General features: G+C 58.0%; 26 protein-coding genes and 1 tRNA gene. 4 read left to right on the top strand and 23 right to left on the bottom strand.

Annotated features, from left to right (window positions below):
* Positions 1-101: 101 nt before the first annotated feature.
* The 19 genes from nadA to KGA88_RS16285 form a co-directional block, all read right to left on the bottom strand.
* On the bottom strand, positions 102-1,160 hold the full coding sequence (gene nadA, locus KGA88_RS16375) for a quinolinate synthase NadA (protein ID WP_110662488.1): 1,059 nt from the start codon (positions 1,158-1,160) through the stop codon (positions 102-104).
* Between the two features lie 270 nt (positions 1,161-1,430).
* Positions 1,431-1,506: transfer RNA gene (locus tag KGA88_RS16370), tRNA-Lys, on the bottom strand.
* A 63-nt stretch (positions 1,507-1,569) separates the two neighbouring features.
* A complete protein-coding gene (queC, locus tag KGA88_RS16365) occupies positions 1,570-2,262 on the bottom strand; it encodes a 7-cyano-7-deazaguanine synthase QueC (RefSeq protein WP_223592651.1) in 693 nt (230 codons plus the stop codon).
* 1 nt (position 2,263) lies between these two features.
* Positions 2,264-2,911: a 7-carboxy-7-deazaguanine synthase QueE gene (gene queE / locus KGA88_RS16360; protein WP_007995628.1), complete on the bottom strand. Its 648-nt coding sequence runs from the start codon at positions 2,909-2,911 to the stop codon at positions 2,264-2,266.
* A 166-nt stretch (positions 2,912-3,077) separates the two neighbouring features.
* Positions 3,078-3,917, bottom strand: a complete 840-nt coding sequence (gene ybgF, locus KGA88_RS16355) for a tol-pal system protein YbgF (RefSeq protein WP_223592649.1) — start codon at positions 3,915-3,917, stop codon at positions 3,078-3,080.
* Between the two features lie 6 nt (positions 3,918-3,923).
* A complete protein-coding gene (gene pal / locus KGA88_RS16350) occupies positions 3,924-4,421 on the bottom strand; it encodes a peptidoglycan-associated lipoprotein Pal (protein WP_003178634.1) in 498 nt (165 codons plus the stop codon).
* 52 nt (positions 4,422-4,473) lie between these two features.
* On the bottom strand, positions 4,474-5,754 hold the full coding sequence (tolB, locus tag KGA88_RS16345) for a Tol-Pal system beta propeller repeat protein TolB (RefSeq protein WP_263296155.1): 1,281 nt from the start codon (positions 5,752-5,754) through the stop codon (positions 4,474-4,476).
* Between the two features lie 17 nt (positions 5,755-5,771).
* The gene (tolA, locus tag KGA88_RS16340; RefSeq protein ID WP_056726036.1) at positions 5,772-6,851 is read right to left on the bottom strand and encodes a cell envelope integrity protein TolA; all 1,080 of its coding nucleotides are present in this window, start codon (positions 6,849-6,851) and stop codon (positions 5,772-5,774) included.
* Positions 6,851-7,303 (bottom strand): protein TolR, encoded by a 453-nt coding sequence (tolR, locus tag KGA88_RS16335; RefSeq protein WP_181432078.1) that lies wholly within the window; start codon positions 7,301-7,303, stop codon positions 6,851-6,853. Before tolR ends, tolA begins: the two co-directional genes overlap by 1 nt.
* A gap of 23 nt (positions 7,304-7,326) precedes the next feature.
* Positions 7,327-8,022, bottom strand: coding sequence for a protein TolQ (tolQ, locus tag KGA88_RS16330; RefSeq protein WP_008147369.1), 696 nt, complete (start codon positions 8,020-8,022; stop codon positions 7,327-7,329).
* Positions 8,012-8,479 (bottom strand): tol-pal system-associated acyl-CoA thioesterase, encoded by a 468-nt coding sequence (ybgC, locus tag KGA88_RS16325; protein ID WP_007990726.1) that lies wholly within the window; start codon positions 8,477-8,479, stop codon positions 8,012-8,014. Before ybgC ends, tolQ begins: the two co-directional genes overlap by 11 nt.
* A gap of 127 nt (positions 8,480-8,606) precedes the next feature.
* Positions 8,607-9,668, bottom strand: coding sequence for a Holliday junction branch migration DNA helicase RuvB (gene ruvB, locus KGA88_RS16320; RefSeq protein ID WP_110660728.1), 1,062 nt, complete (start codon positions 9,666-9,668; stop codon positions 8,607-8,609).
* Complete coding sequence (gene ruvA, locus KGA88_RS16315) at positions 9,669-10,277, bottom strand: Holliday junction branch migration protein RuvA (protein WP_110660727.1); 609 nt, start codon at positions 10,275-10,277, stop codon at positions 9,669-9,671. It lies immediately after the preceding gene.
* A gap of 114 nt (positions 10,278-10,391) precedes the next feature.
* Positions 10,392-10,916, bottom strand: coding sequence for a crossover junction endodeoxyribonuclease RuvC (ruvC, locus tag KGA88_RS16310; protein WP_008015799.1), 525 nt, complete (start codon positions 10,914-10,916; stop codon positions 10,392-10,394).
* Between the two features lie 159 nt (positions 10,917-11,075).
* On the bottom strand, positions 11,076-11,822 hold the full coding sequence (locus tag KGA88_RS16305; protein ID WP_223592647.1) for a YebC/PmpR family DNA-binding transcriptional regulator: 747 nt from the start codon (positions 11,820-11,822) through the stop codon (positions 11,076-11,078).
* Positions 11,823-11,952: 130 nt separating this feature from the next.
* A complete protein-coding gene (gene aspS, locus KGA88_RS16300) occupies positions 11,953-13,728 on the bottom strand; it encodes an aspartate--tRNA ligase (protein WP_110661921.1) in 1,776 nt (591 codons plus the stop codon).
* A 108-nt stretch (positions 13,729-13,836) separates the two neighbouring features.
* On the bottom strand, positions 13,837-14,058 hold the full coding sequence (locus KGA88_RS16295; RefSeq protein WP_007977333.1) for an FmdB family zinc ribbon protein: 222 nt from the start codon (positions 14,056-14,058) through the stop codon (positions 13,837-13,839).
* Positions 14,059-14,194: 136 nt separating this feature from the next.
* Complete coding sequence (locus tag KGA88_RS16290) at positions 14,195-14,530, bottom strand: ribbon-helix-helix domain-containing protein (protein ID WP_223592644.1); 336 nt, start codon at positions 14,528-14,530, stop codon at positions 14,195-14,197.
* Between the two features lie 266 nt (positions 14,531-14,796).
* Positions 14,797-15,267: a Dps family protein gene (locus KGA88_RS16285; RefSeq protein WP_110661919.1), complete on the bottom strand. Its 471-nt coding sequence runs from the start codon at positions 15,265-15,267 to the stop codon at positions 14,797-14,799.
* Between the two features lie 310 nt (positions 15,268-15,577).
* Between KGA88_RS16285 and KGA88_RS31580 the strand changes: the two genes are divergently transcribed.
* Positions 15,578-16,180: a cold-shock protein gene (locus KGA88_RS31580; RefSeq protein ID WP_317851671.1), complete on the top strand. Its 603-nt coding sequence runs from the start codon at positions 15,578-15,580 to the stop codon at positions 16,178-16,180.
* A 64-nt stretch (positions 16,181-16,244) separates the two neighbouring features.
* Here the strand turns inward: KGA88_RS31580 and KGA88_RS16275 are convergent, their stop codons facing one another.
* Positions 16,245-16,451: a SlyX family protein gene (locus KGA88_RS16275; protein ID WP_007977339.1), complete on the bottom strand. Its 207-nt coding sequence runs from the start codon at positions 16,449-16,451 to the stop codon at positions 16,245-16,247.
* Between the two features lie 3 nt (positions 16,452-16,454).
* A complete protein-coding gene (locus tag KGA88_RS16270; RefSeq protein ID WP_110662385.1) occupies positions 16,455-16,880 on the bottom strand; it encodes an HIT domain-containing protein in 426 nt (141 codons plus the stop codon).
* Positions 16,881-17,793: 913 nt separating this feature from the next.
* Between KGA88_RS16270 and KGA88_RS16265 the strand changes: the two genes are divergently transcribed.
* Positions 17,794-19,122, top strand: coding sequence for an OprD family porin (locus tag KGA88_RS16265; RefSeq protein WP_223592642.1), 1,329 nt, complete (start codon positions 17,794-17,796; stop codon positions 19,120-19,122).
* A 141-nt stretch (positions 19,123-19,263) separates the two neighbouring features.
* Here KGA88_RS16265 and KGA88_RS16260 read toward each other — a convergent pair whose 3' ends face one another.
* Together KGA88_RS16260 and KGA88_RS16255 are read right to left on the bottom strand one after the other, a co-directional pair.
* Positions 19,264-20,106: a mechanosensitive ion channel family protein gene (locus tag KGA88_RS16260; protein WP_160389287.1), complete on the bottom strand. Its 843-nt coding sequence runs from the start codon at positions 20,104-20,106 to the stop codon at positions 19,264-19,266.
* Positions 20,107-20,243: 137 nt separating this feature from the next.
* Entirely contained in the window at positions 20,244-20,729 is a 486-nt protein-coding gene (locus KGA88_RS16255; protein ID WP_053155306.1) for a YajQ family cyclic di-GMP-binding protein, read from the bottom strand.
* 134 nt (positions 20,730-20,863) lie between these two features.
* Here KGA88_RS16255 and KGA88_RS16250 point away from each other — a divergent pair, with 134 nt between their 5' ends.
* Both KGA88_RS16250 and KGA88_RS16245 read left to right on the top strand, forming a co-directional pair.
* Positions 20,864-21,781 (top strand): putative 2-dehydropantoate 2-reductase, encoded by a 918-nt coding sequence (locus KGA88_RS16250; RefSeq protein WP_223592640.1) that lies wholly within the window; start codon positions 20,864-20,866, stop codon positions 21,779-21,781.
* Positions 21,782-21,826: 45 nt separating this feature from the next.
* Positions 21,827-23,863: a HAMP domain-containing sensor histidine kinase gene (locus tag KGA88_RS16245; protein ID WP_223592655.1), complete on the top strand. Its 2,037-nt coding sequence runs from the start codon at positions 21,827-21,829 to the stop codon at positions 23,861-23,863.

The raw sequence follows: 23,863 nt of genomic DNA, 5'->3' as shown, positions 1-23,863 counted from the left end.
TGCTCGCGAAGAGGGTGTGTCAGTCAACCTCGATGTCGACTGAAACACCCTCTTCGCGAGCAAGCCCGCTCCCACAGTTTTTGCGGCGTAACTGACAAATATCAGGCGTTGCCGGCCAGCTTCATCCGCGCTGCAGCAGTGAAATCAAGCATGCGCTTGAGCGGGCGGATCGCCTGGGGAATCAGCGCCGGATCGACAAAGATCTCGTTCGCCCCTTCTTTCAACGCCTTCAGCGTGCGCTCAAGGGTGTTCATGGCCATCCACGGGCAATGCGCACAACTGCGGCACGCCGCGCCGTTACCCGCCGTCGGAGCCTCGATAAAGACCTTGTCCGGGCACAGCTGCTGCATCTTGTAGAAAATGCCACGGTCGGTCGCCACGATCAGCGTCTTGTTCGGCAGGCTCTGTGCCGCCGCGATCAACTGACTGGTGGAACCGACGGCATCGGCCAGCTCAATCACCGATGTCGGCGACTCCGGGTGCACCAGGATCGCAGCATCCGGGTATAGCGCCTTCATGTCCTCAAGCTGCTTGGACTTGAACTCTTCGTGAACGATGCAGGCACCGTCCCACAGCAGCATGTCGGCACCGGTCTGGCGTTGGATATAGGTACCCAGGTGCTTGTCCGGGCCCCAGATGATGGTCTCGCCGTTGTCCATCAGGCTTTCGACGATTTCCAGCGCACAGCTTGAGGTCACGACCCAATCCGCTCGGGCCTTTACCGCAGCGGAGGTGTTGGCGTACACCACCACCGTGCGCTCCGGGTGTTGATCGCAGAAAGCGGAAAATTCGTCTACCGGGCAACCCAGGTCGAGCGAACAGGTCGCTTCGAGCGTCGGCATCAGCACGCGCTTTTCCGGGTTGAGGATCTTGGCGGTCTCGCCCATGAACTTCACGCCGGCGACGACCACAGTCTTGGCTGGATGGGCGTTGCCGAAACGGGCCATCTCCAGCGAGTCAGAGACGCAGCCACCCGTCTCCTCGGCCAGCGCCTGAATGACAGGGTCACAATAGAAGTGCGCCACCAGCACCGCGTCCTGAGCCTTGAGCTCGGCAGCGATGGCGGCACGGTAATAAGCCTCTTCATCGGCGGTCAGCGGCTTGGGCTGTTTGGCGTCGAGGTGGGCTTGAACCAGAAGGCGTTCGGAAATTTGCGTCATGTTCGCAAGACCTGCAGGCGCATTCGCGCGAAAGTCGAGTATACACCCGGCTCCGGACCCATCAGGGTACCGCCGGGAAAGTGGGTATTCATCAGGCACGGACAGCGTTGAAGCTGCGCAAGGCTACAGAATATCCGACAGATGCAAAAGATGAATCTGACCTGCGTCTTGCGCAGCAACCCGAAGCGAGGCGGACTTGAATCGCGGGCAAAAAAAAACCCGGAAATCCTCACTTGCGTGGGCCTTCCGGATTTTCTAAACCGCCAAAAATGGTGGGTCGTGTGGGATTCGAACCTACGACCAATTGGTTAAAAGCCAACTGCTCTACCAACTGAGCTAACGACCCGCTGTGTGGTGGCGCGTATAATACTGATTTTTAAGGACTATTCAACACCTATTTTGAAATAAATCAAAAATAAGGGGTTGGATCGCTGATTCCGGCTGCCACAAAGCCTTCCGCACGCAGTCGGCAGCTGTCGCACTTGCCGCATGCACGGCCATCATCGTCTGCCTGATAGCAGGAAACGGTCAGCCCGTAGTTCACGCCAAGCTTCACGCCGGCCTGGACGATCTGTGCCTTGCTGAGGTTTTGCAGCGGCGCCTGAATGCGGAAGCCATTGCCTTCCACGCCGGCTTTGGTTGCCAGGTTGGCCATGCGCTCGAAGGACTCGATGAACTCTGGACGGCAGTCCGGGTAACCGGAGTAATCCACCGCATTGACGCCGATGAAGATGTCACGTGCACCGAGCACTTCTGCCCAGCCCAGGGCCAGGGACAGGAACACGGTGTTACGCGCAGGCACGTAAGTCACCGGAATGCCCTCACCCAACTCTTCCGGAATAGCGATGCTGCTGTCGGTCAGCGCTGAACCGCCCATGCCATTCAGATTGAGACCGATTACCTTGTGCTCGACTACACCCAGATCCCGCGCCACACGTTCGGCGGCGTGCAATTCGGCGTGAGAACGCTGCCCGTAGTCGAAGCTCATGGTGTAGCAGCTGTAGCCTTCGGCACGAGCCATCGCCACGACGGTGGCCGAGTCCAGGCCACCGGACAGCAGAATGACCGCACGTTTTTCAGCAGTATTGAGTTGTTCAGTCATTTCAGCGCCCCGGCTCGTCATTCCATAGATATTTATGCAGCTGCAATTGCAAACGCACTGGCAGGTTGTCCGCCACCACCCAATCCGCCAGATCCCGGGCATTGAGATCATGGTGACTTGGCGAGAACAGGACTTCGCCGGCGCGCTGGTCCAGACCGTACTGGATCAGTTTGGAAACGGACCAGTCATAATCTTCCCGCGAGCAGATGACAAACTTCACCTGATCGTTGGGCGTGAGCAGCTCAATGTTTTCGTAGCGGTTGCGGTGCGCTTCCTTCGAACCCGGGGTTTTCAGGTCGACAACGCGACTGACCCGGGAATCTACTGCCGAAATATCGATAGAGCCACTGGTTTCCAGTGACACTTCGTAACCGGCATCACAGAGGCGCTTGAGCAAGGGAATGGCGTTGGGTTGCGCCAGAGGCTCGCCGCCCGTGACACAGACATAACGCGGACGGAAACCGGCGACCTGCTCGAGGATGTCGTCGAGCGTGCGAATGGTTCCGCCTGTGAACGCGTAGGCGCTGTCGCAGTATTGGCAACGCAACGGGCAACCGGTCAGGCGCACAAAAACAGTGGGCAGGCCAGCAGTCCGAGTTTCACCCTGCAACGAGTAGAAAACTTCGGTAATTCTCAATGTGTCTTGCATAGTCGCCACGGGCGTAACAGCTAAACAGGCTGTCCGCCTCCGTCAGGCACTTCAAGGAACCCCGGCAATGCGCAGATCCCAAAAAGCGTGTTTCAGAAAAAGGGGGTGAATTCTAACGAAAAAACCCGCGACAAGCGCGGGTTTCTTTGAAACGGCTCAAGCAGGCTTACATCTTCTGCAAATCGCGTTGGGCCAACTGAGCGGCGGAAGTGCCCGGATACTGGGACACGACCTGCTGCAGAATGCCTTTGACCCGGTCGGTATGACCCAGGCGGCGCTCTACATCAGCGAGTTTGTACAGTGAGTCCGGCACTTTGGCGTGCTTCGGATACAACTGCGAAACTTTGGCAAACGCCTGACCTGCACCCTGCAGATCACCCTTGGCCAGGTTCACTTCGCCCAACCAATATTGGGCGTTGCCCGCGTACTGGCTGTTCGGGTATTTGCGCAGGAATGCGGCAAAAGCCTGGCTGGCCTTGTCGAAGTCCTTGGCCTTGATCAGGTCGAAGGCAGCATCGTAATAGAGCTTTTCCTTCGCCGGATCTGCCGGTTCGCTACCCGCGGCAGGTGCTTGAGCAGCGGCTGCGCCAGCTGTCGCGCCTGCGGCTGCACCGGGGGCATTCAAATCACCACCGGTGGAAGAATTTTCAGGAGTCGCGGCTGGTGCAACGCCGGTTCCTATGCGCCGATCAAGATCCTGGTATCGCTCCAGGTTCTCCTGCTTCATGCGCGCTACATCATTTTGCAGTTCTTCGATCACACCCTGTTGGCGTGAGATCTGCTCCTGCATTTGTTGCAGTTGGTTGAACAGCTGGCCCTGTGCCGAGACAGGGGTCGAAACCCCTCCCCCGGCATAGGCGCCGTTCGTACCGTAACCTGCAGGCGGATAACTGCTCCCGCTATTGTTATAGCCGGAGTCGTTATCGACCACAGGAACCGCAGCCCACACCGCAAGCGGCGCGAGGCTGAGAGCCAAAACAGTTACAGCACGACGGCACGTTCGCATGACGAATTACTTACGCAGTTCGACGCGACGGTTTTGAGCCCAGGACTGCTCGTCGTTGCCGGTAGCAACTGGACGCTCTTCGCCGTAGGAAACCAGTTCCAGCTGAGCTGGGGAAACACCTTGCAGTACCAGGTAGCGCTGAACGGCTTTCGCACGACGCTCGCCCAGTGCCATGTTGTACTCACGAGTACCACGTTCGTCGGTGTTGCCTTCCAGAACAACGCGAGCGCCGTTTGCTTTCAGGTCTTTGGCGTGAACGTCCAGAGCGCGCATGGCTTCTGGCTTCAGGTCCGAACTGTCGTATTCGAAGTAGAAAGTGGTGATAGCGCGCAGAGCAGCTTCTTCGCTCAGGGAGCCGTCAACTGCACCAGTGTTTGCGCCGTAACCAGCGTTTGGATCTACCGCGCCTTCACCGGCATTGTCGCCGCCTTTGGACGAGCAACCTACAGCTACAGCCATGGCCAGTGCCAGCGCAGCAAATTTACCAAACTTCAGCATTTCCATCGTGAAACTCCTAATGAACCCCAGTGTGTTAAGTACAACGTATAGCGCCGCGTCAGTTCAGGTAAGGGGACCAGGAAGGTTCTCTGACTTCGCCTTGTGCGGTAGGAAGCGGGAGCCTTACGCGTCCATTGATGGACACGAGCATCAAGACTCCCCGGCCCTGCTGGCGGGTGGCGTAGATTACCATGGTGCCGTTGGGCGCAACAGTAGGTGACTCGTCCAGAGTGCTATCAGTGAGGATTTTTACACTACCGCGCTGCAAATCCTGGGCCGCCACCTTGAAATTGGTGAAGCCATCCTGACGATGAATCATGACAAGCGTCTTTTCATCAGCCGAAAGCTTAGGGTTTGCGTTGTAGTTACCGACGAAAGTCACACGCTCGGCACCGCCACCACCCGCACTGGTTTTATAGATCTGCGGCTTGCCGCCACGGTCTGAGGTGAAGTAGATGGTCGAGCCATCCTTGCCCCAGAACGGTTCGGTGTTGATGCCAGGACCGTTGGTGACGCGGGAGATCTGGCGCGAACCCAGGTTCATCACGTAGATGTCCGGGTTACCGTCTTTGGACAGCACGAACGCCAGGCGATTGCCATCCGGCGACCAGGCCGGTGCACCGTTCAGGCCTTCGAAGTTGGTGATCTGCTCACGGCGACCGGTGTCGATGTTCTGCATGAAGATGCGTGGACGCTTCTGCTCGAAGGAGACATAAGCGATGCGCTTGCCATCCGGTGCGAAACGCGGCGACAGGATCGGCTCGCGCGACTGCAGCAGGGTCACGGCGCGAGCACCGTCGTAGTCCGAACGTTGCAGGGTGTAGCGAGTGTTGTTCTCGGAGAAACGCTCGGCCGTTACGTACAGCAGGCGAGTCGAGAAGGCACCCTTGATACCCGTGAGTTTTTCGAACGACTGGTCAGAGATGTAGTGCGCCATGTCGCGCAACTGGTCGACACCGCCCGACACGCTGCCGGTCAGCACTTGCTGTTCGGTGGCGACGTTGAACAGTGTGTATTGCACCTGCAGGCGACCGCCCGCAGGAACAATGCTACCGACCATGACGTACTGGGCACCCAGTGCCTTGAAGTCACGGAAGATGACTTCGCTGGCCTGGCTCGGCTGGCTGATCATGTTCTGCTTTGGAATCGGCGAGTAGTAACCCGAGTTACGCAGGTCGTTACCGATGATTTCCGCCATGTCGTCCGGCAGCACGCTACCGCCCTGGAAACCGAACGGCACTACCGCGATCGGGGTCGCCCGATCGCTGCCGCTGGTGACCAGAATGTTTTTCTCATCTGCCATCGCCATGCCTGCCAGGCAGCAGATGGCGACGAGCATTCCTCGAAGAAGGTTTCTCACAAGGCTAGATCCTCAGGTGTGAATGTCATCTTGAATGAACGATACGGAGCGAAATCACTCGGCTTCATTCCCTGCATTTCTGTCAAACGTCCAATATTCTTCACCGCTGCAACAGCAGATGCGTCAAACGGACCGTCGCCACTGGACTTGGACACGCTGACCGAAGTCACCGTACCGTCCGGCAACATGCCGATTTGCAACACGACCGTCATGCCTTTGCGTGCCGAAGGTGGACGAGCCCAGCCTTCCGCTGCACGCGCACGAATCAGGTCATCGAAACTGCCGGCGACTTCGTCACCCTGCTCATCGGCCAAGGCCTGCTGACGCTGCGGCGTGTCGGAAAGCAAATCTGCCAGGGCCTGGGCCTTTTTGTCTTCGGCGGATTTACGTGCCGCGTCCTGCGATTTCTTCTTCGCAGCATCGGCAGCAGCTTTCTTCTTCGCTTCCTCGGCGACTTTCTTCTTCGCCTCTTCAGCTTCAGCTTTCTTCTTGGCGTCTTCCGCGGCTTTCTTCTTCGCGTCTTCGACGATCTTTTTCTTGGCTTCTTCAGCGGCCGCTTTCTTGGCCTCTTCTTCAGCAGCTTTCTTGGCTTCTTCTTCAGCTTTCTTCTTGGCTATATCAGCCAATTGTTTCTCTTCTGCCTTCTTGGCTTCCGCGGTTTTCTTCGCGTCGTCGGCTTTCTTGGCTTCATCAGCCTTTTTCGCCTCGTCCGCTTTCTTCGCTTCGTCGGCCTTCTTGGCTTCCTCGGCCTTTTGAGCCGCCTCTTCTTTCTTTTGTTCCGCAGCCTTCACCGCTTCCTGCTCGACCTTTTTCTGTTCCATCTGCTCGACTTCCGTTTGACGCGCAGCAGATTTCTGCGCTTCACCGGCAATCTTCTGATTGGTCTGGGTGGTCGCCCGACTTTTCGATTTCAGCTGGTACAAGGTCGCCTGGACAATCGGCTTGGCCGGCGGCAGTTCCGGAGTAAAGGCAAAACTGACGAACAGCATGCCGAACACCAGCACGTGCAAGCCAATCGCCCAGACACTAGGCCAGAAGTAGCTTTCCGAGGCGGACGGCTCTCGCTGTTGCTGCATCAGGGCGCCTCGGTAATCAAGCCAACATTACCGACCCCGGCTTTCTGCAACCCACCCATGGCCCCCATGACGGAACCGTAGTCGACGGTTTTGTCGCCACGAATGAAGACCTGGGTGTGCTTGCCGTTTTCATTGCCGACGCGAATGATCTTGGTCACGGCGTCGGTCATCTGCGGCAATGTCATGGCCCGGTCTTGCTGCTTGTCCGTGTCGACTTCGCTGCCAAGGTTCCAGTAGTAGGTCTTGTCGGATTTGATGGAAATGGTCAGGACCTGGGTGTTGTTGTCCTGCGGCAAGGCTTCACTGGAAACCTTGGGCAGATCAACTTTCACGCCCTGATTGAGCATCGGCGCGGTCACCATGAAAATGACCAGCAGTACCAACATCACGTCGATGTAGGGCACCACGTTCATCTCGGCGACCGGCTTGCGCTTTTTGCGAGCTCGAGCGATTAAAGCCATTGGAAATTACCTGCTTATTCTTCGCTGGTGTGCACTTTGCGGTGCAGGATCGCCTGGAACTCGTCGGCGAAGGTGTAGTAGCGGCCCAGCAGGGTTTCGCTGCGAGCAGCAAAACGGTTGTAAGCGATAACGGCTGGAATGGCCGCGAACAGACCGATGGCCGTGGCGATCAGTGCTTCGGCGATACCCGGGGCCACAGTGGCCAGGGTCGCTTGCTGGGCGGTCGCCAGGCCACGGAAGGAGTTCATGATCCCCCAGACGGTACCGAACAGGCCGATATACGGGCTGACGGAGCCGACAGTGGCCAGGAAAGGCAGGCTCTGCTCGAGCTTTTCTTCTTCGCGGGAAATGGCAACGCGCATGGCGCGGGCCACACCTTCCATCACCGCTTCCGGATCAACGCCTGGCTGTTGGCGCAGACGGGAGAATTCCTTGAAACCGGCCCGGAAGATTTGCTCGACGCCCGAATCAGGGTCCGGGTTGCTGCCGGCCTGACGGTACAGTTTGGACAGGTCGATACCCGACCAGAAGCGCTCTTCAAAGCTCTCCAGGGCACGTCGACCGGCGCGCAGCAGGTTGCTGCGCTGAAAGATCATGATCCACGAGGTCACCGATGCGGCTACCAGGATCAGCATTACCAGTTGCACCACGATACTGGCATTGCTGACCAGGCTCCACATGGAGGAATGGTCGACGACGTTAGCTTCCACGCTTTATCTCCTGCTTTGAGTGTGTACCCGCGCCGCTCACGTCGGCAAAGGCCGCTCGTAGAGCTTCGGGAATGGCCCGGGGTTTCAAACTTTCGGTGCGCACACAGGCCACCAGGAACTGCCCTTCGCAGAGCAGCACATTATCCGTCGCCCGCCTGACCTGCTGCTTGAAGCGCAGGCTGGCACGGTTCAATTCGATTACCTCGGCGCTTACCAGCAGTTCGTCGTCCAGTCGCGCCGGCGCGTGGTAGCGCGCTTCGCTGGAATGCACGACGAACAACAGGTCCTCCCCGGCAAGCTGCGATTGGGCAAAACCCAGATCTCGTAGCCGCTCGGTTCGAGCCCGTTCCATAAACTTGAGGTAATTAACGTAATACACGATGCCGCCCGCATCGGTGTCCTCGTAATAAACGCGACAACGATGTGCGAAAGGCTCAAGCCCGTTTTGCGCGCGCATACTCTAGTGCTTACTCCTCAGGTTGCCAATCCGGCCAGGCAACTGTTTTTCATAGTTCTACGGCTTTCTCGTGAAAGTACGGTCCTGGGACCGTACATTGCCCGAAAAAATCAGCGCGTAATGTTAATTAATCGTCAGCGACATCGAGAAACTCGTCTACCACGGGCATTTCGCCTAATCGTGACGGAATGTTTAAACCGAAATGCAGATAGGCATGCCGCGTCACCACCCGTCCTCGTGGCGTGCGCATGATATAGCCCTGCTGGATCAGATAAGGCTCCAGCACGTCTTCAATGGTGTGACGCTCTTCGCTGATGGCGGCGGCCAGGCTGTCGACCCCGACCGGCCCGCCGTCGAACTTCTCGATCATGGTCAGCAACAGGCGCCGGTCCTGGTGATCGAAGCCGCGCTCGTCGACATCCAGCAGGTTCAGCGCCAGGTCGGCAATCGGCTTGGTGATGTGCCCTTTGGCGCGAACTTCGGCGAAGTCACGCACCCGGCGCAACAGCCGGTTGGCAATCCGTGGCGTGCCACGGGCACGGCGGGCGATTTCGAAGGCACCCTCCGGGTCCAGCGGCAAACCGAGGATATTCGCCGAACGACCGACGATGGTCGCAAGGTCGGCGGTGCTATAGAACTCAAGCCGCTGAACGATGCCGAAACGGTCACGCAACGGGTTGGTCAACATCCCGGCCCGCGTCGTTGCGCCGACCAGGGTGAACGGTGGCAGATCCAGCTTGATCGAACGCGCGGCCGGCCCCTCGCCGATCATGATGTCGAGCTGGAAATCCTCCATGGCCGGGTACAGCACTTCTTCTACGATGGGCGACAGACGATGGATTTCGTCGATAAACAGCACATCGTGAGGCTCAAGGTTGGTCAACAGCGCCGCCAGGTCGCCCGGGCGCTCCAGCACCGGCCCCGAGGTGCTCTTGATCGACACGCCCATTTCCTGGGCGATGATGTTGGCGAGGGTGGTCTTGCCGAGGCCAGGCGGCCCGAAGATCAGCGTGTGATCCAGGGACTCGTTACGACCACGAGCGGCTTGAATGAACAATTCCATCTGTTCGCGAACGGTCGGCTGGCCGATGTATTCGGCCAGGCTGACCGGGCGAATGGCGCGGTCTTGGACTTCTTCGCGCTCACGCGGACTATGCGTGGCAGCGATCAGACGATCAGCTTCAATCACTTAGATCATTCCCTTCAAGGCGCGGCGGATCATATCTTCACTGCTCAAACCTTTCTCCTTGATCGCGGACACCGCCTTGCTCGCCTCCTGAGGTTTGTAGCCCAGGGAAATCAGCGCGCTGACGGCATCGCTTTCAGCAGTGTTCACCGGTGCCGGTCCATCTGGCTGGTTCGGCACCAGGGCGAACATGGCCGGCACGGTTTCCCAGGCCTTGAAGCGATCCTTGAGTTCTACAAGCAAACGTTCTGCGGTTTTCTTGCCGACACCTGGGACCTTGGTCAACGCCGAAGTGTCCTGAGACTGTACGCAACGGACCAGTTCGTCGACTTCCAGGCTCGACATCAAGGCCAGCGCCAGTTTTGGCCCGACACCATTGAGGCGGATCAACTCGCGAAAAAAGTCGCGCTCACGCTTGCCGACAAAGCCATAGAGTAGTTGTGCGTCTTCGCGCACGACCAAATGGGTGTGCAAGGTCAGCGGCTCACCGACCGACGGCAAGCGGTAAAGGGTCGTCATGGGCACTTCGAGTTCATAGCCCAGGCCGTTTACATCCAGAATCAGATGCGGAGGCTGCTTCTCAGCCAGGGTGCCGCGCAAACGTCCAATCACATTACAAATCCTTGAGCGTTGGCCAGCTCTGGGCCAGCGACTGACAGAGCGAGGAGATAGCGCCGACAACCCGGGCGAAACGTCCCCGCTGCATAAAATTGATTGCTGATGCTATCAGAGACGCAGGCGCCCGCCACGACTGCGTGCCGCTCCCAACCCATGGGGCAGCAGACTGGAACGGGTATGAGCATGGCAAATGGCAATGGCCAGGGCGTCCGAGGCATCGATCTGCGGTTTGCTGGTCAACTTGAGCATGTGCATGACCATCATCTGCACCTGCTCCTTGTTGGCCGCACCGGTGCCAACAACCGCCTGCTTGACCTGGGTTGCGGTGTATTCGGCAATTTCCAGGCTTTCCTCGGCACCTGCAACGATCGCGGCGCCACGGGCCTGCCCCAGTTTCAGGGCGGAATCGGCGTTACGGGCCATGAACACCTTTTCGATCCCCATGGTCACCGGGTGGTAAGTCTGAATGATCTCCCGCACCCCGCGATAGACGATCTGCAGTCGCTCATGCAGCTCGCCAGCCCCGGTGCGGATACAACCGGAGGCGACGTACTCGCAGCCACGGCCGGTATCACGAACCACACCGTAACCGGTGATGCGCGAACCGGGGTCGATACCAAGAATTAAAGTCATAACGCCTGCGGGATAAGAAAAAACACGATCTTCAGCTCAGCGAAAAATAAATGTGGGAGCGGGCTTGCTCGCGAACGCGGACTATCAGACAACATCGTTGCTGAATATTAAACCGCTTTCGCGAGCAAGCCCGCTCCCACATGGATCGTGGCCACCCTTTTAACCGAGCTGTGCGGCGACAGACTCCGGAATGTCAGCGTTGGAATAGACGTTCTGCACGTCGTCCAGGTCTTCGAGCATATCGATCAGCTTGAGGACTTTCTCCGCGCCTTCCAGATCCAGTTCGGCACTGGTGGTCGGCAGCATGACGATTTCGGCGTCATCACCCTTGAAACCCGCCGCTTCCAGTGCGTTACGCACAGCATAGAAACCGGCAAACGAGGTGAACACGTCGATGGAACCGTCTTCGTTGGTCACCACGTCATCAGCGTCGGCTTCCATGGCCGCTTCCATCAGCGCATCTTCGTCGACGCCGGCAGCGAAGGAGATCTGCCCCTTGCGCTCGAACAGATAGGCCACCGAACCATCAGTGCCGAGGTTGCCACCGCACTTGCTGAACGCGTGGCGAACCGCGGCTGCGGTGCGATTGCGGTTGTCGGTCATGCATTCGACCATGACTGCCACGCCGCCCGGACCGTAACCCTCGTAGGTCAGCTCGACCATGTCGTCGGTATCGGCAGCGCCGGCTCCGCGGGCAACCGCGCGATCAATGATGTCGCGACTCATGTTCGCGCCGAGGGCCTTGTCCAGCGCCAGGCGCAGACGTGGGTTGGAGCCTGGATCACCGCCACCCTGACGGGCCGCGACAGTCAGCTCACGAATCCACTTGGTGAAAATCTTGCCTTTTTTGGCATCCTGACGTTCTTTGCGGTGCTTGATGTTCGCCCACTTGGAATGACCTGCCATAACTCGCTCCGAATTCTCTTTGAAACATTGCCCGCCTCGCGGAATCGCGCAGGCCGGCAAATAAAAAATCTTCAACAGCTCTATCTGTAAAGAAAAGGGCGCATCCGCGGATGCGCCCTTCTGGTCAGCCCTACTCGGCCTTCGGCGTTTCACGCAGACGAATGTGCAGCTCGCGCAATGCCTTGGCGTCCACCTGGCCCGGAGCCTGGGTCATGACATCGGCCGCGCTCTGGGTTTTCGGGAAGGCGATCACTTCACGGATCGACTGGGCGCCGGTCATCAGCATCACCAGACGGTCCAGGCCAAACGCCAGGCCACCGTGCGGCGGCGCGCCGTATTTCAGGGCGTCGAGCAGGAAGCCGAATTTCTCTTCCTGTTCCACTTCGTTGATGCCCAGCAGGCGGAAGACCGCTTGTTGCATCTCTTTGCGGTGGATACGGATCGAACCGCCACCCAGCTCGGTGCCGTTCAACACCATGTCGTAGGCACGGGACAGAGCGCCCGCCGGGTTGGCTTCCAACTCCGCCGGGGAGCACTTCGGCGCGGTGAACGGGTGGTGCAAGGCGCTGAAGCTGCCGTCGTCGTTCTCTTCGAACATCGGGAAGTCAACGACCCACATCGGAGCCCATTCGCAGGTCAGCAGGCTCAAGTCGTGACCGAGCTTGATGCGCAATGCGCCCAACGCTTCGCTGACGATCTTGGCCTTGTCGGCGCCGAAGAACACGATGTCGCCGTCAACTGCACCAACACGATCCAGGATCACATTGAGGTTGGCTTCAGGGATGTTCTTCACGATCGGCGATTGCAGACCGTCAACACCGGCAGCGCGCTCGTTGACCTTGATGTACGCCAGGCCCTTGGCACCGTAGATGCCGACGAACTTGGTGTAGTCGTCGATCTGCTTGCGCGGCATGCTCGCGCCGCCAGGTACGCGCAAGGCGGCGATACGGCATTTCGGGTCGTTGGCCGGGCCGCTGAACACCTTGAAGTCGACTTCCTTGAGCTGATCGGCAACGTCCACCAGTTCCAGCGGGTTACGCAGGTCTGGCTTGTCGGAACCGTAGCGGCGCATGGCTTCTTCGAAGGTCATGTGTGGGAAATCGCCGAATTCCAGATCCAGCACTTCCTTGAACAGGTTGCGGATCATTTGCTCGGTCAGGCCCATGATCTCTTTTTCATCGAGGAAGCTGGTCTCGATGTCGATCTGGGTGAATTCCGGCTGACGGTCGGCACGCAGGTCTTCGTCACGGAAGCACTTGGCGATCTGGTAGTAACGATCGAAGCCGGCCACCATCAGCAGTTGCTTGAACAGCTGCGGCGATTGCGGCAAGGCGAAGAACGAACCGGCATGAGTACGGCTCGGCACCAGGTAGTCACGCGCACCTTCAGGGGTGGCACGGGTCAGGATCGGCGTCTCGACGTCGAGGAAGCCGTTCTCGTCCAGGAAGCGGCGGATGCTGGTGGTCATGCGCGAACGCAGACGCAGCTTCTCGGCCATTTCCGGGCGACGCAGGTCGAGGAAGCGGTAGCGCAGACGGGTTTCTTCACCGACGTCGGAGAACTCGTTCAGCGGGAACGGCGGGGTTTCCGATTCGTTCAGCACTTCCAGCTCGTAGCCGAGGACTTCGATCATGCCCGACGCCATGTTGGCGTTGGTCGCACCGGCCGGACGCAGGCGAACCTTGCCGGTGATCTTCACGACGTACTCGCTGCGCACGCGATCGGCTGCGGCGAAGGTTTCAGCACGGTCTGGATCGAACACGACCTGGGCCAGACCATCACGATCACGGATATCGAGGAAAATCACCCCACCGTGGTCACGGCGACGATGGACCCATCCGCAAAGGGTAATTTCCTGGCCGTCCAGGCTTTCGTTCAGTTGGCCGCAATAATGGCTGCGCATCATGGTCGTGGTTTCACTTCTCGTAATTCGAAATTCGGTTGGAGGCCCTGGGCACATCCGCTGGGGATGCTGCAAGAACTCGCGCGTGTCGTTCAATTCAGGTCCAGGACCTTAGTCAGCTTTGTCGCCGCCGGCCAGGTTCTTCTTGGAACCGGTCTTGAAATCGGTTTCGTACCAACCGGTGCCGCTGAGGCGGAAGCCCGGCATGGACAGCATTTTTTTCAGCTCTGGCGCCTGACAGGCAGGGCAGTCGACCAGCGGTGCATCGCTGATCTTTTGAATGGCTTCCAACTGATGACCACAGGAAGCACATTGATAATCGTACATCGGCATGGAGGTTGTCTCGGCGATCAGATTGCTACCGCACACGCTGGGTTTTGCGGCAAAGAGCGGGATTATATCCATTAAATGCGGCCTGTGCAGCCGTAAGACTGCACAGACCGACACTCTGCTGTTTTCGCCGCCCAGACTAGGCCGTGACGATGCAACCTCCTTCCTTGAGGCTGTGTACGACACAGACAACCCGCACCAACCCACTGAAATTCCTCACCCCGCCGTGACGCAGGTGAACTTCGCGATCCACGTGGGATAACAGGCTACTGACCGAGCAATCATTGGCCCGGGCCATTCCCCCCAAAATATCCCAGTAAACCTGTTCAAGCCGCAAACAGGTGGCGAAGCCATTCAGTCGTACCGAGCGGGACAAGGGTTGGGCCAACCCCATATCGAACTCGCGAACAAACGGATCGACCCTTACATCCTTGTGCGAACCGTATCGCACCCCTTCCTGCCGTTCATAAAGCATAACGCTGACACTCCCTTGCCATCCTGGCTTCCATAAGCGCAACTGTGTGTCGACTTATAAAAACGCAGCTACAAAGGTATATCCAGATGACTTTATGGCCTTCGACGTAGGATAAGCCAACAACTGTTGGCAGACCCTGGAGAGCGTCCTACTCCGGACTTTTTCCCACGCAGCGAAGTGATGCCCCCTTCAGAAGCACCTGATTGAATGGCGTAGGAAAGAAGAGCGCGGACGACACCTTAATGTGTCGTCCGCGCAAGCGAGCGTTACTGGTCCAGCAGAGCGCGAAGCATCCACGCCGTTTTTTCATGCACCTGCATACGCTGGGTCAGCAAGTCCGCCGTAGGTTCATCGCTAACCTTGTCGAGCAAGGGGAAAATCCCCCGCGCCGTCCGCGTGACCGCCTCCTGCCCCTCGACCAATTGCCTGATCATGTCTTCGGCGGCAGGCACACCCACCTCCTCCTTGATGGAGGAAAGCCGCGCATAAACGGAATAGGCGCCGGGAGCAGGAAACCCCAGTGCGCGAATGCGCTCGGCAATCGAATCGACCGCCAGGGCCAGTTCGTTATATTGCTCTTCGAACATCAGGTGCAGAGTCCGAAACATCGGACCGGTGACGTTCCAATGGAAATTATGGGTTTTCAAATAAAGTACGTAGGTGTCCGACAGCAGGCGCGAAAGCCCGTCGACGATGGACTTGCGGTCCTCTTCACTGATACCGATATCGATTGCCATGTTTTTCCCCTAACGGTGATGAATTTCAGCCAGCAGGTGCCCACCCACTCTAGCAAGCCTGCCGCCTTGCCGCAGCCTCGGAACTTCGCGCAACCTGCGGCAAATCGCCCGCAAAGAGCCGCCGGACGCCCTGATTTGAGTAGCCTGCGGCTTTGCTGTTAAATAGACAGCGTGTCGTCAGTGCCTATTTTTCCGGGTATGGCGCATAGGCTGATACCGGGTACGTGTCCAACGCCTCTTTAATTGTTTTGAAGCGAACCGTGCGCCATCAGCTCTTCCTTGTGAGTTGTCTTAACGTGAGTTAATTAAAATGTTGAAAATCGTCCACCTGTTGATAGGCACAGCGGCCTTGCTGCTGTCCTTCATCCCTAGCCTGCACTCCGAAGCATTACCTTACCTGCAACAACCTGACGCGCTGTACCTGGCCTTTTTCGGCCTGCTCAACCTCACGCTTGCACCTGTCATCCCTTACTGGAACAAAGGTCCGCGCCACCAACTGCAGAATCTGGTCAGTGCCCTGCTGGTGCTGGCGGTAGTCCTGCAAACCCTGACGCTGATCGCACCGATGCCGGTCATTGCCGGCCAACCGGCCGTTCTGTTCAGCCTGGTCGCAGCCGTGATCGCTGTTGCCCTGCACCTGGGTGTCAGCTTCTACAAATCGTCACCGGCCGCCGCTTCGCCTAGCTACGACATGAGCAACCGCGATACCGGCACCGTCAAGTGGTTCAACACGTCCAAAGGCTTTGGCTTCATTTCCCGCGACTCCGGCGACGATATCTTCGTTCACTTCCGGGCCATTCGCGGTGAAGGCCACCGCGTCCTGGTAGAAGGCCAGCGCGTGGAGTTCTCTGTCATGAATCGTGACAAGGGCCTGCAAGCCGAAGATGTGATCGCCGCATTGCCGCGCCGCTGATTCAAGGCTAAAAAAAACCGCGGACAGCCTGGCTGCCCGCGGTTTTTTTATGCCTGCATATTGCTTAATAGTGCGGCGGTGGCGCTTCTTCTTCGAACGACTCGAACTGGCCGACCATTTCCTCCTGCCGCTTGAGCAACGCAGCCATTTGCAGCTGCAGACGCTCAACCACCCGTTGCTGCGCGACCAGCACATCATTCAATGCCTGGATGGTGTCATCCTGAAAGGCCAGGCGGCTTTCAAGGTCGGTAACGCGTTCTTCCAGGCTCATGATTCAGCCCTCCAGAAACGTAAAATCATCGGTCAAAATCAGACGCAAACGCTCGCGAATGGCGGCAATCTGCTCCGAACTGTAGGGTTTTGCCGGATGCTTACCCCAAACCGGCGCTGGCCAGGCGGCATCTTCGCGCTTGCGCACGATCACATGCATGTGCAACTGACTGACGACATTGCCCAGCGCCGCAACATTCAACTTGTCCGCGTCGAACGAGTCCTTGAGCACCTGCGAAAGCGCCGTTGTCTCGCGCCAAAGCTGCTGCTGGTCTGCGACATCCAACTGAAATATCTCACTGATAGCCTCACGACGAGGTACCAGGATGAACCAGGGATAGTTCGAATCGTTGGACAGCAGCAACCGGCAGAGCGGAAAGTCCCCGATCGGTAACGTGTCTTGTTGAAGTCGTGGATCTAAAGCGAACACTGCGCGTACTCCCGCCGGGTCATCATTTTTCAGCTTAGCGCCCATCCAGAGGGACAGCGCACCAAGCGACCGGACGGCAGCATACCTGTGAACGGCGCACGCTTCACGGCGAACCTTGCACAGTGGTGAAGAGCACCAACAAAAAACCGGCAGACCGCCCCCGGATGAGACACTTTTTGCTGCCACGCACCATTACAGAACCGACTACATGAGAAAAAGCACCGAAATGACTGATTAACAACGAAGAGTTCTCGCCGGACACGCGATCAACAGGCCAGAGTTCAACACCTGGATAAAAATTTTTTGCACCAAAACCGAACAGTGGGTCTACGCTGAACGCTTCGACATCCGCCGTTTACTCACTCACGGGGTGAACGGGTAACATTTTTGGTTGTCAGGCAATCGACCAGCGGGACGCAACACGAAGCCAGGCAAGGCGTCAAGTCCAAACCAGAGGCGCTTGAACCCCCCGGTTTCACGAGGTTTTCACAACCCCAGGCAATCAGTTGGAAAAAAAGCGTAACAAAATCCGATTTTGTGCACGCTTGTTGCATTGATACCCAACATCACCTGATGTGACACCCGCTGGAAGTGGGGACCTTCAGGCAAAAAAAGACAGTGGCAAGGTAGCCCGATGGAGATTCAAACGTTTCACCAGGACTCTTTTTACCGACACCGAGGCTCAGAAAACAGCATTAAAGTTGTCAGCCCGGTTGCGTCGGAGCTCGAAATTTGCGACATCTACCTCGCTGTTTGCGACAGGGTCGTAAAGAACGCGAAAGGTTAGATACGCAAGTATCGCCAACATTGTCGGCGTGATATAAGTTTGCGCCGACACAAAAAGAAAGAGCCGCCCAGATAATAAAACAGGTGGGACGGCAGTACTCTTCTAAAACCAAAGGAGCAAATCACGATGCGCGTGATGAAGTGGAGCATGATCGCACTGGCAGTTGCAGCAGCAGCCAGTACCCAATTGGCTACGGCCGCCCCTTTCGTAAGTGACCAGGCTGAAGCCAAAGGTATTGTTGAAGACAGCACGCTGAACTTGCTGGTTCGCAACTACTACTTCAACCGCGACCGCAAAGATGGCGCAACCGACCAGAAAGACTGGACCCAAGGCATCTGGGGCAACTTCAGCTCCGGTTACACTCAGGGTCTGATCGGTGTTGGTGTTGATGCATTCGGTTACCTGGCAATCAAACTGGACGGCGGTGATGGCACCGGCGGCACCGGTAACATGAGCCGCGACGCCGATGGCGAAGTCAACAACAGCCAGGGCAAAGCCGGTGGCGCTGTTAAATTCCGCGTATCCAAAACCGAGCTGAAAGTCGGCGACATGCAGCCAAGCACTGCTCCAGTGTTTGCAGTTGGCGGCTCCCGTATCCTTCCTCAAACTGCCAGCGGCATCCAGCTGCAGAGCAGCGAAGTCAAAGACCTTGACCTCGAAGCCGGTCACTTCTACTCGGCGACCAGCCAGGACCGTAACGCTCGTGACGGCGGCCTGTTTGCAACCTACGCTGGCGTAGAAGCCAACTCCATCGACTACTTCGGTGGCAAATACGGCATCACCGACAACCTGTCGGCATCGCTGTACGGCGCCAAGCTGGAAGACGTCTGGAACCAGTACTACGCCAACCTGAACTACACCATCCCGATGGGTGGCGACGAGTCGCTGAACCTGGACGGTAACATCTACAACACCAAAGACACTGGTGATGCCAAAGCAGGCGAGATCAGCAACACTGCTTACTCCCTGGCAGCCGCTTTCTCGTTCATGAAAGCACACACCATCACCCTCGCCTTCCAGAAGGTTAACGGTGACACTCCGTTCGACTACATCGGCGTGGGCAAAAACAACCGCGGCGGCGACTCGATCTTCCTCGCCAACTCCATCCAGTACTCTGACTTCAACGCCCCTGGCGAGAAGTCTGCCCAGGTTCGTTACGACCTGAAAATGGCTGAGTACGGCGTTCCAGGTCTGAGCTTCATGACCCGTTACGTTAAAGGCTGGGACATCGACGGCACCAAAACTCCAGCAGGCAGCCCTTACGCTGGTCTGTATGGCGAAGACGGCAAGCACAACGAAACCAACTTCGAAGCCAAGTACGTTGTTCAGTCAGGCCCGGCAAAAGACCTGTCCTTCCGTATTCGTCAAGCATGGCACTTCGCTAACGCTGACGAAGGTGAAGGCGACGTGAAAGAGTTCCGTTTCATCGTCGACTACCCGCTGTCGGTTTTGTAATCGCATCCAGTTAGTTTGCGGTAACAAAACAAAAGGCCCATCTTCGGATGGGCCTTTTTTATTGCCTGTGCAAATTGTTCAATTATTGAACAATCGCCATACATGCCTGACCGAAAAGTCAGACATGTATTGCAAGGTCTATCACTGCACTGCGGACTCCTGAACCACGCGAATAACCCGCTGTGGAAATGGAATATCGATGCCAGCCTGTCTCAGGTGATCACGGGACAGTTCGTTGAACATGAACATCACATCCCAATAATCGGCCGTCTTCACCCAGACACGCAGGGAAACAGTGATAGAACTGTCACCCAATGTCGAAATGACTGCCTGAGGTGCCGGGTCCGTCAATACACGGGGATCCTTGGCCAGTTCCAGCAATACTTCACGGGCTTTCTGCAAGTCCGCTTCGTAATCAACGCCTACATCAAACACGACTTTGCGGGTCGGCTGACGATTGGTGTTGGTGATGATGCCGTTCGACAGATTACCGTTGGGAACGATGATGGTCTTGTTGTCACCGGTACGCAGCACGGTATGGAAAATCTGGATGCTGTCGACGGTGCCGGCGATCCCCTGAGCCTCGATCCAGTCACCGATACGAAACGGACGGAACAGCAAGATCAGCACGCCGCCGGCGAAGTTTGCCAGGCTGCCCTGCAAGGCCAGGCCGATGGCCAGACCCGCCGCACCAATCGCCGCGACAAACGAAGTGGTTTCCACACCGATCATCGAGGCTACGCTGACGATCAGCAGGATCTTGAGGATGATGTTCGCCAGGCTGCTGATAAAACCTTGCAGCGCAAGGTCAGCGTTGCGCAAGGCAATCAGGCCGCCGAGCTTTTTCGTGACTTTGTTGATCAGCCACCAGCCGATGGCCAGGGTGATGACCGCCAGCAGTACACGACTGCCGTACTCCATGATCATCGGGATCCAGGTTTGGGAAACCTTGACCAGGTTATCTACCTCAGCATTTAAGTCCATCTACTTGCTCCTGTTTTCCGGCTATCCGGCATGCATAAAAAAAAGCGGCAGAAAGATCGAACCGCGACGGGCTCAATCGTTTCTGCCGTTGCTTGGGCCTCCGACGTCACAAACGCCGATAGGTTCCCGCTTTCAAGTCAGTCGCGGAAGTTGTTGAACTGCAGCGGCATACCGAATTCCTTGGCTCGCAGCGCAGCAATGGCTTCCTGCAGGTCATCACGCTTCTTGCCGGTAATCCGCACCTGCTCGCCCTGAATGGCAGCCTGGACCTTGAGCTTGGCGTCCTTGACGTGAGCGACGATTTTCTTCGCCAACTCCTTGTCGATGCCTTCCTTGAGGACCGCTTCCTGCTTCATCAACTTGCCCGACGCGAAGGCGTCCTTGACCTCAAGGCACTGCACGTCGATTTTGCGCTTGACCAGGGCCAGCTTGAGGATCTCAATCATCGCTTCAAGCTGGAAGTCCGCTTCCGCTGTCAGGTTGACGGTCAGGTCTTTTTCCTTGAACTCGAAGCTGCCTTTGCCTTTCAGGTCATAACGACGATCGAGTTCCTTGACGGCGTTCTCGACCGCGTTGGTGACTTCGTGTTTGTCCAGTTCGGATACCACGTCGAACGACGGCATGTAATCTCTCCAATATAAAGGCGCGCCGATGGAGCACGCCTGGCTTGCGGTTAAAATCCGCGCTGATTATAACGGGTCTTTCCCATCATTCACTGTGAGCTGCCGATGCACGCCTTAAAGAGAGCAAAAAGCTGATGTCCACCACCTGGCATGTTCTGGGCGCCGGCAGCCTCGGCACTTTATGGTCAACACGTCTGGCACGGGCTGGCGTACCCGTGAAGCTGATCCTGCGGGACACCGCGAGACTACAGGCCTATGAGGCGGCCGGTGGTTTGACACTGGTGGAACACGGCGAGGCGCAACACTATGCCGTACCCGCCGAGACAGCCGACAGCACACAGCCGATCCACCGCCTGTTGGTGGCCTGTAAAGCCTACGACACCGAAAGCGCGGTGGCCCGATTGGCGCCGCGCCTGGCCCCCGGTGCCGAGCTGATCCTGCTGCAAAATGGGCTGGGCAGCCAGGACGCGGTGGCCGCACAGGTTCCGCAGGCACGCTGCATCTATGCGTCGAGCACCGAAGGTGCCTTTCGCGACGGTGATTGGCGCGTGGTGTTTGCCGGGCATGGCTTCACCTGGCTGGGGGACGCGAGCCATCCGGTCGCGCCGATCTGGCTCGACGACCTGAGCGCTGCCGGTATCCCCCACGAGTGGAGCACCGAAATCCTGACCCGGCTGTGGCGCAAACTCGCCCTCAACTGTGCGATCAATCCGCTGACGGTGCTACACGATTGCCGCAACGGCGGCTTGCAGCAACATCACTGCGAAGTCGCCACCCTGTGCGGCGAGTTGGTGGAGCTGCTTGAGCGTTGCGGTCAACCGGCTGCCGCCGAAAACCTGCAACAGGAAGTTGAACGGGTGATTCACGCCACTGCAGCCAACTACTCCTCGATGCATCAGGACGTCACGAGCCAGCGCCGCACAGAAATCAGCTACCTGCTGGGCTACGCCTGCAAAGTGGCCGGGCGCCATCAACTGAACCTGCCTCACCTCAATCAGCTTGAGTCGAGGTTGATTGCCCGCCTGCAAAGCCTTGGATTGCCCAGCGACTGAGCAGCGGCTACGCTGGCCACTTGTTCCTTGTCTGCGATGAATCCGATGCCATTGCGCCAGCGCCTTGAAAACCTGCCCGTCGGCCAGAAACTGCTGGCCGCCCTGCTGGTACTGATGGTCACCGTCCTGCTGGTTGCCAACCTGACCTTTATCAGCGCCGCCTACTACATATCCCAGGAAAGCATGGCGCCACAGGCCCTGCAGACCATCGGCCGACTGGTATCGAACCCGAGCCTGGTGTCCGAAGCCCTGGAATCGCCGCAAAGCGCCGAGCGCCTGCTCAACGAACTCAACAGTTATTCACCGCTGCGCGCAGCAGTCCTGTATGACGGAAAGGGCGAACAGTTGGCGCAACTGCAGCGCGGCGACAAACTGGAGTTGCCGAAACGGTTCCGGCATATCGAAGACTGGCAGGTGACCGAGTTTCGCAGCAACCAGGTCATCACCCTGCCCCGCCCCGGAACCGCACCAGGGCATTTGCTGTTGGTCGCCAGCAGTGAACTGCCAGTGGCGTTCTACACCGGGACCCTGACGGCCAGCCTGGGCATTCTGATTTTCAGTGTGCTGCTGTGGCTGATCATCGCCCGCCAGATCAAGCGCCTGATTACCCGGCCGATCCATCAGCTCGAAGAGTTGTCCCGCCAGGTAACCCGTGAAGAAAACTACGCACTGCGTGCTTCGCGAGGTAACCACGATGAAATCGGCAGTCTCGCCGAGGCGTTCAACACCATGCTCTCGCGTATCGAGGCCCGGGAGCAGCAACTCAAACGTGCCCGGGACGACTCCCAGGCTGCCTACGACCAGGCCCAGGGCCTGGCGGAAGAAACCCGCCATACCAACCGCAAGCTGGAGCTGGAAGTCCAGGTGCGCAGCAAGATCGAGAAAAAGCTCACCGGCTTCCAGAACTACCTCAACAGCATCATTGACTCCATGCCGTCGGCATTGATCGCCCTCGACGAACAGCTCTATGTGACGCAATGGAACCAGGAAGCGAGCGCCCTTTCCGGCACTCGCCTCGACGAAGCCCTGAACCAGCCGATTTTCCTTGCCTTCGAACCGCTCAAGCCGTTCCTGCCGCAACTCAAGCAAACGGTCGAACAACACACGGTGGCCAAGATCGAACGTGTCACCTGGCTCAAGGACGAAGAGCCCCGCCACTACGCCCTGACTTTCTACCCGTTGATGGGCGGCGCCGGGCGTGGCGTGGTGATCCGGATCGACGACATCACCCAGCGCCTGTCCCTGGAAGAGATGATGGTGCAGTCGGAGAAAATGCTCTCGGTTGGCGGTCTTGCCGCCGGCATGGCCCACGAGATCAACAACCCGCTGGGTGCGATACTGCACAACGTGCAAAACATTCGCCGACGCCTGTCCCCCGATCTGCCGAAGAACCTGGAAGTAGCCGAACAGGCCGCAATCGAACTGGCGACGGTCAATCAGTACCTGCAAATCCGCGAAGTGCCGCAGTTGCTCGACGGCATCCAGCAGGCCGGCGCCCGGGCCGCCAAAATCGTCACCCACATGCTCAGTTTCAGCCGTCGCAGCACCCGCCAAATGGCCCCGTGCGATCTGCCCGCCCTGATCGATCAGGCGGTAGAGATTGCCGGCAACGATTTCGACCTGGCGATCGGCTTCGATTTCAAGGGCCAGGCCATCATTCGTCAGTTCGATCCGGCGCTGGGTCCGGTACCCGGCACCGCCAACGAACTGGAGCAAGTGCTGCTCAACCTGTTGAAAAACGCCGCGCAAGCCATCCACCAGCGCGAAGACGACAGCGAGCCGGGGCGGATCATTCTGCGCACCCGGCTGAACCCGCCATGGGCGGAAATCCAGGTCGAGGACAACGGCATCGGCATGAGCGAAAGCGTGCGCAAACGCACCTTCGAGCCGTTCTTCACGACCAAGGAAATCGGCCAGGGCACCGGCCTTGGACTGTCGGTGTCGTATTTCATCATCACCAACAACCACAAGGGGCAGATGGAAGTGCAATCGACCCTGGGCCAGGGCACGTGCTTCACCTTGCGCCTGCCCCTGGCGAGCACGCCACCTGTCTCGCAAGAACTCAATCTGCTATCGAGGTAA

The organism is Pseudomonas sp. A-R-19, from assembly GCF_019956575.1.
In the GTDB taxonomy this organism is placed as follows: Bacteria; Pseudomonadota; Gammaproteobacteria; order Pseudomonadales; family Pseudomonadaceae; genus Aquipseudomonas.
Note: the sequence above shows the minus strand (reverse complement) of the source record. Positions and strands in the feature narration are given on the sequence as shown.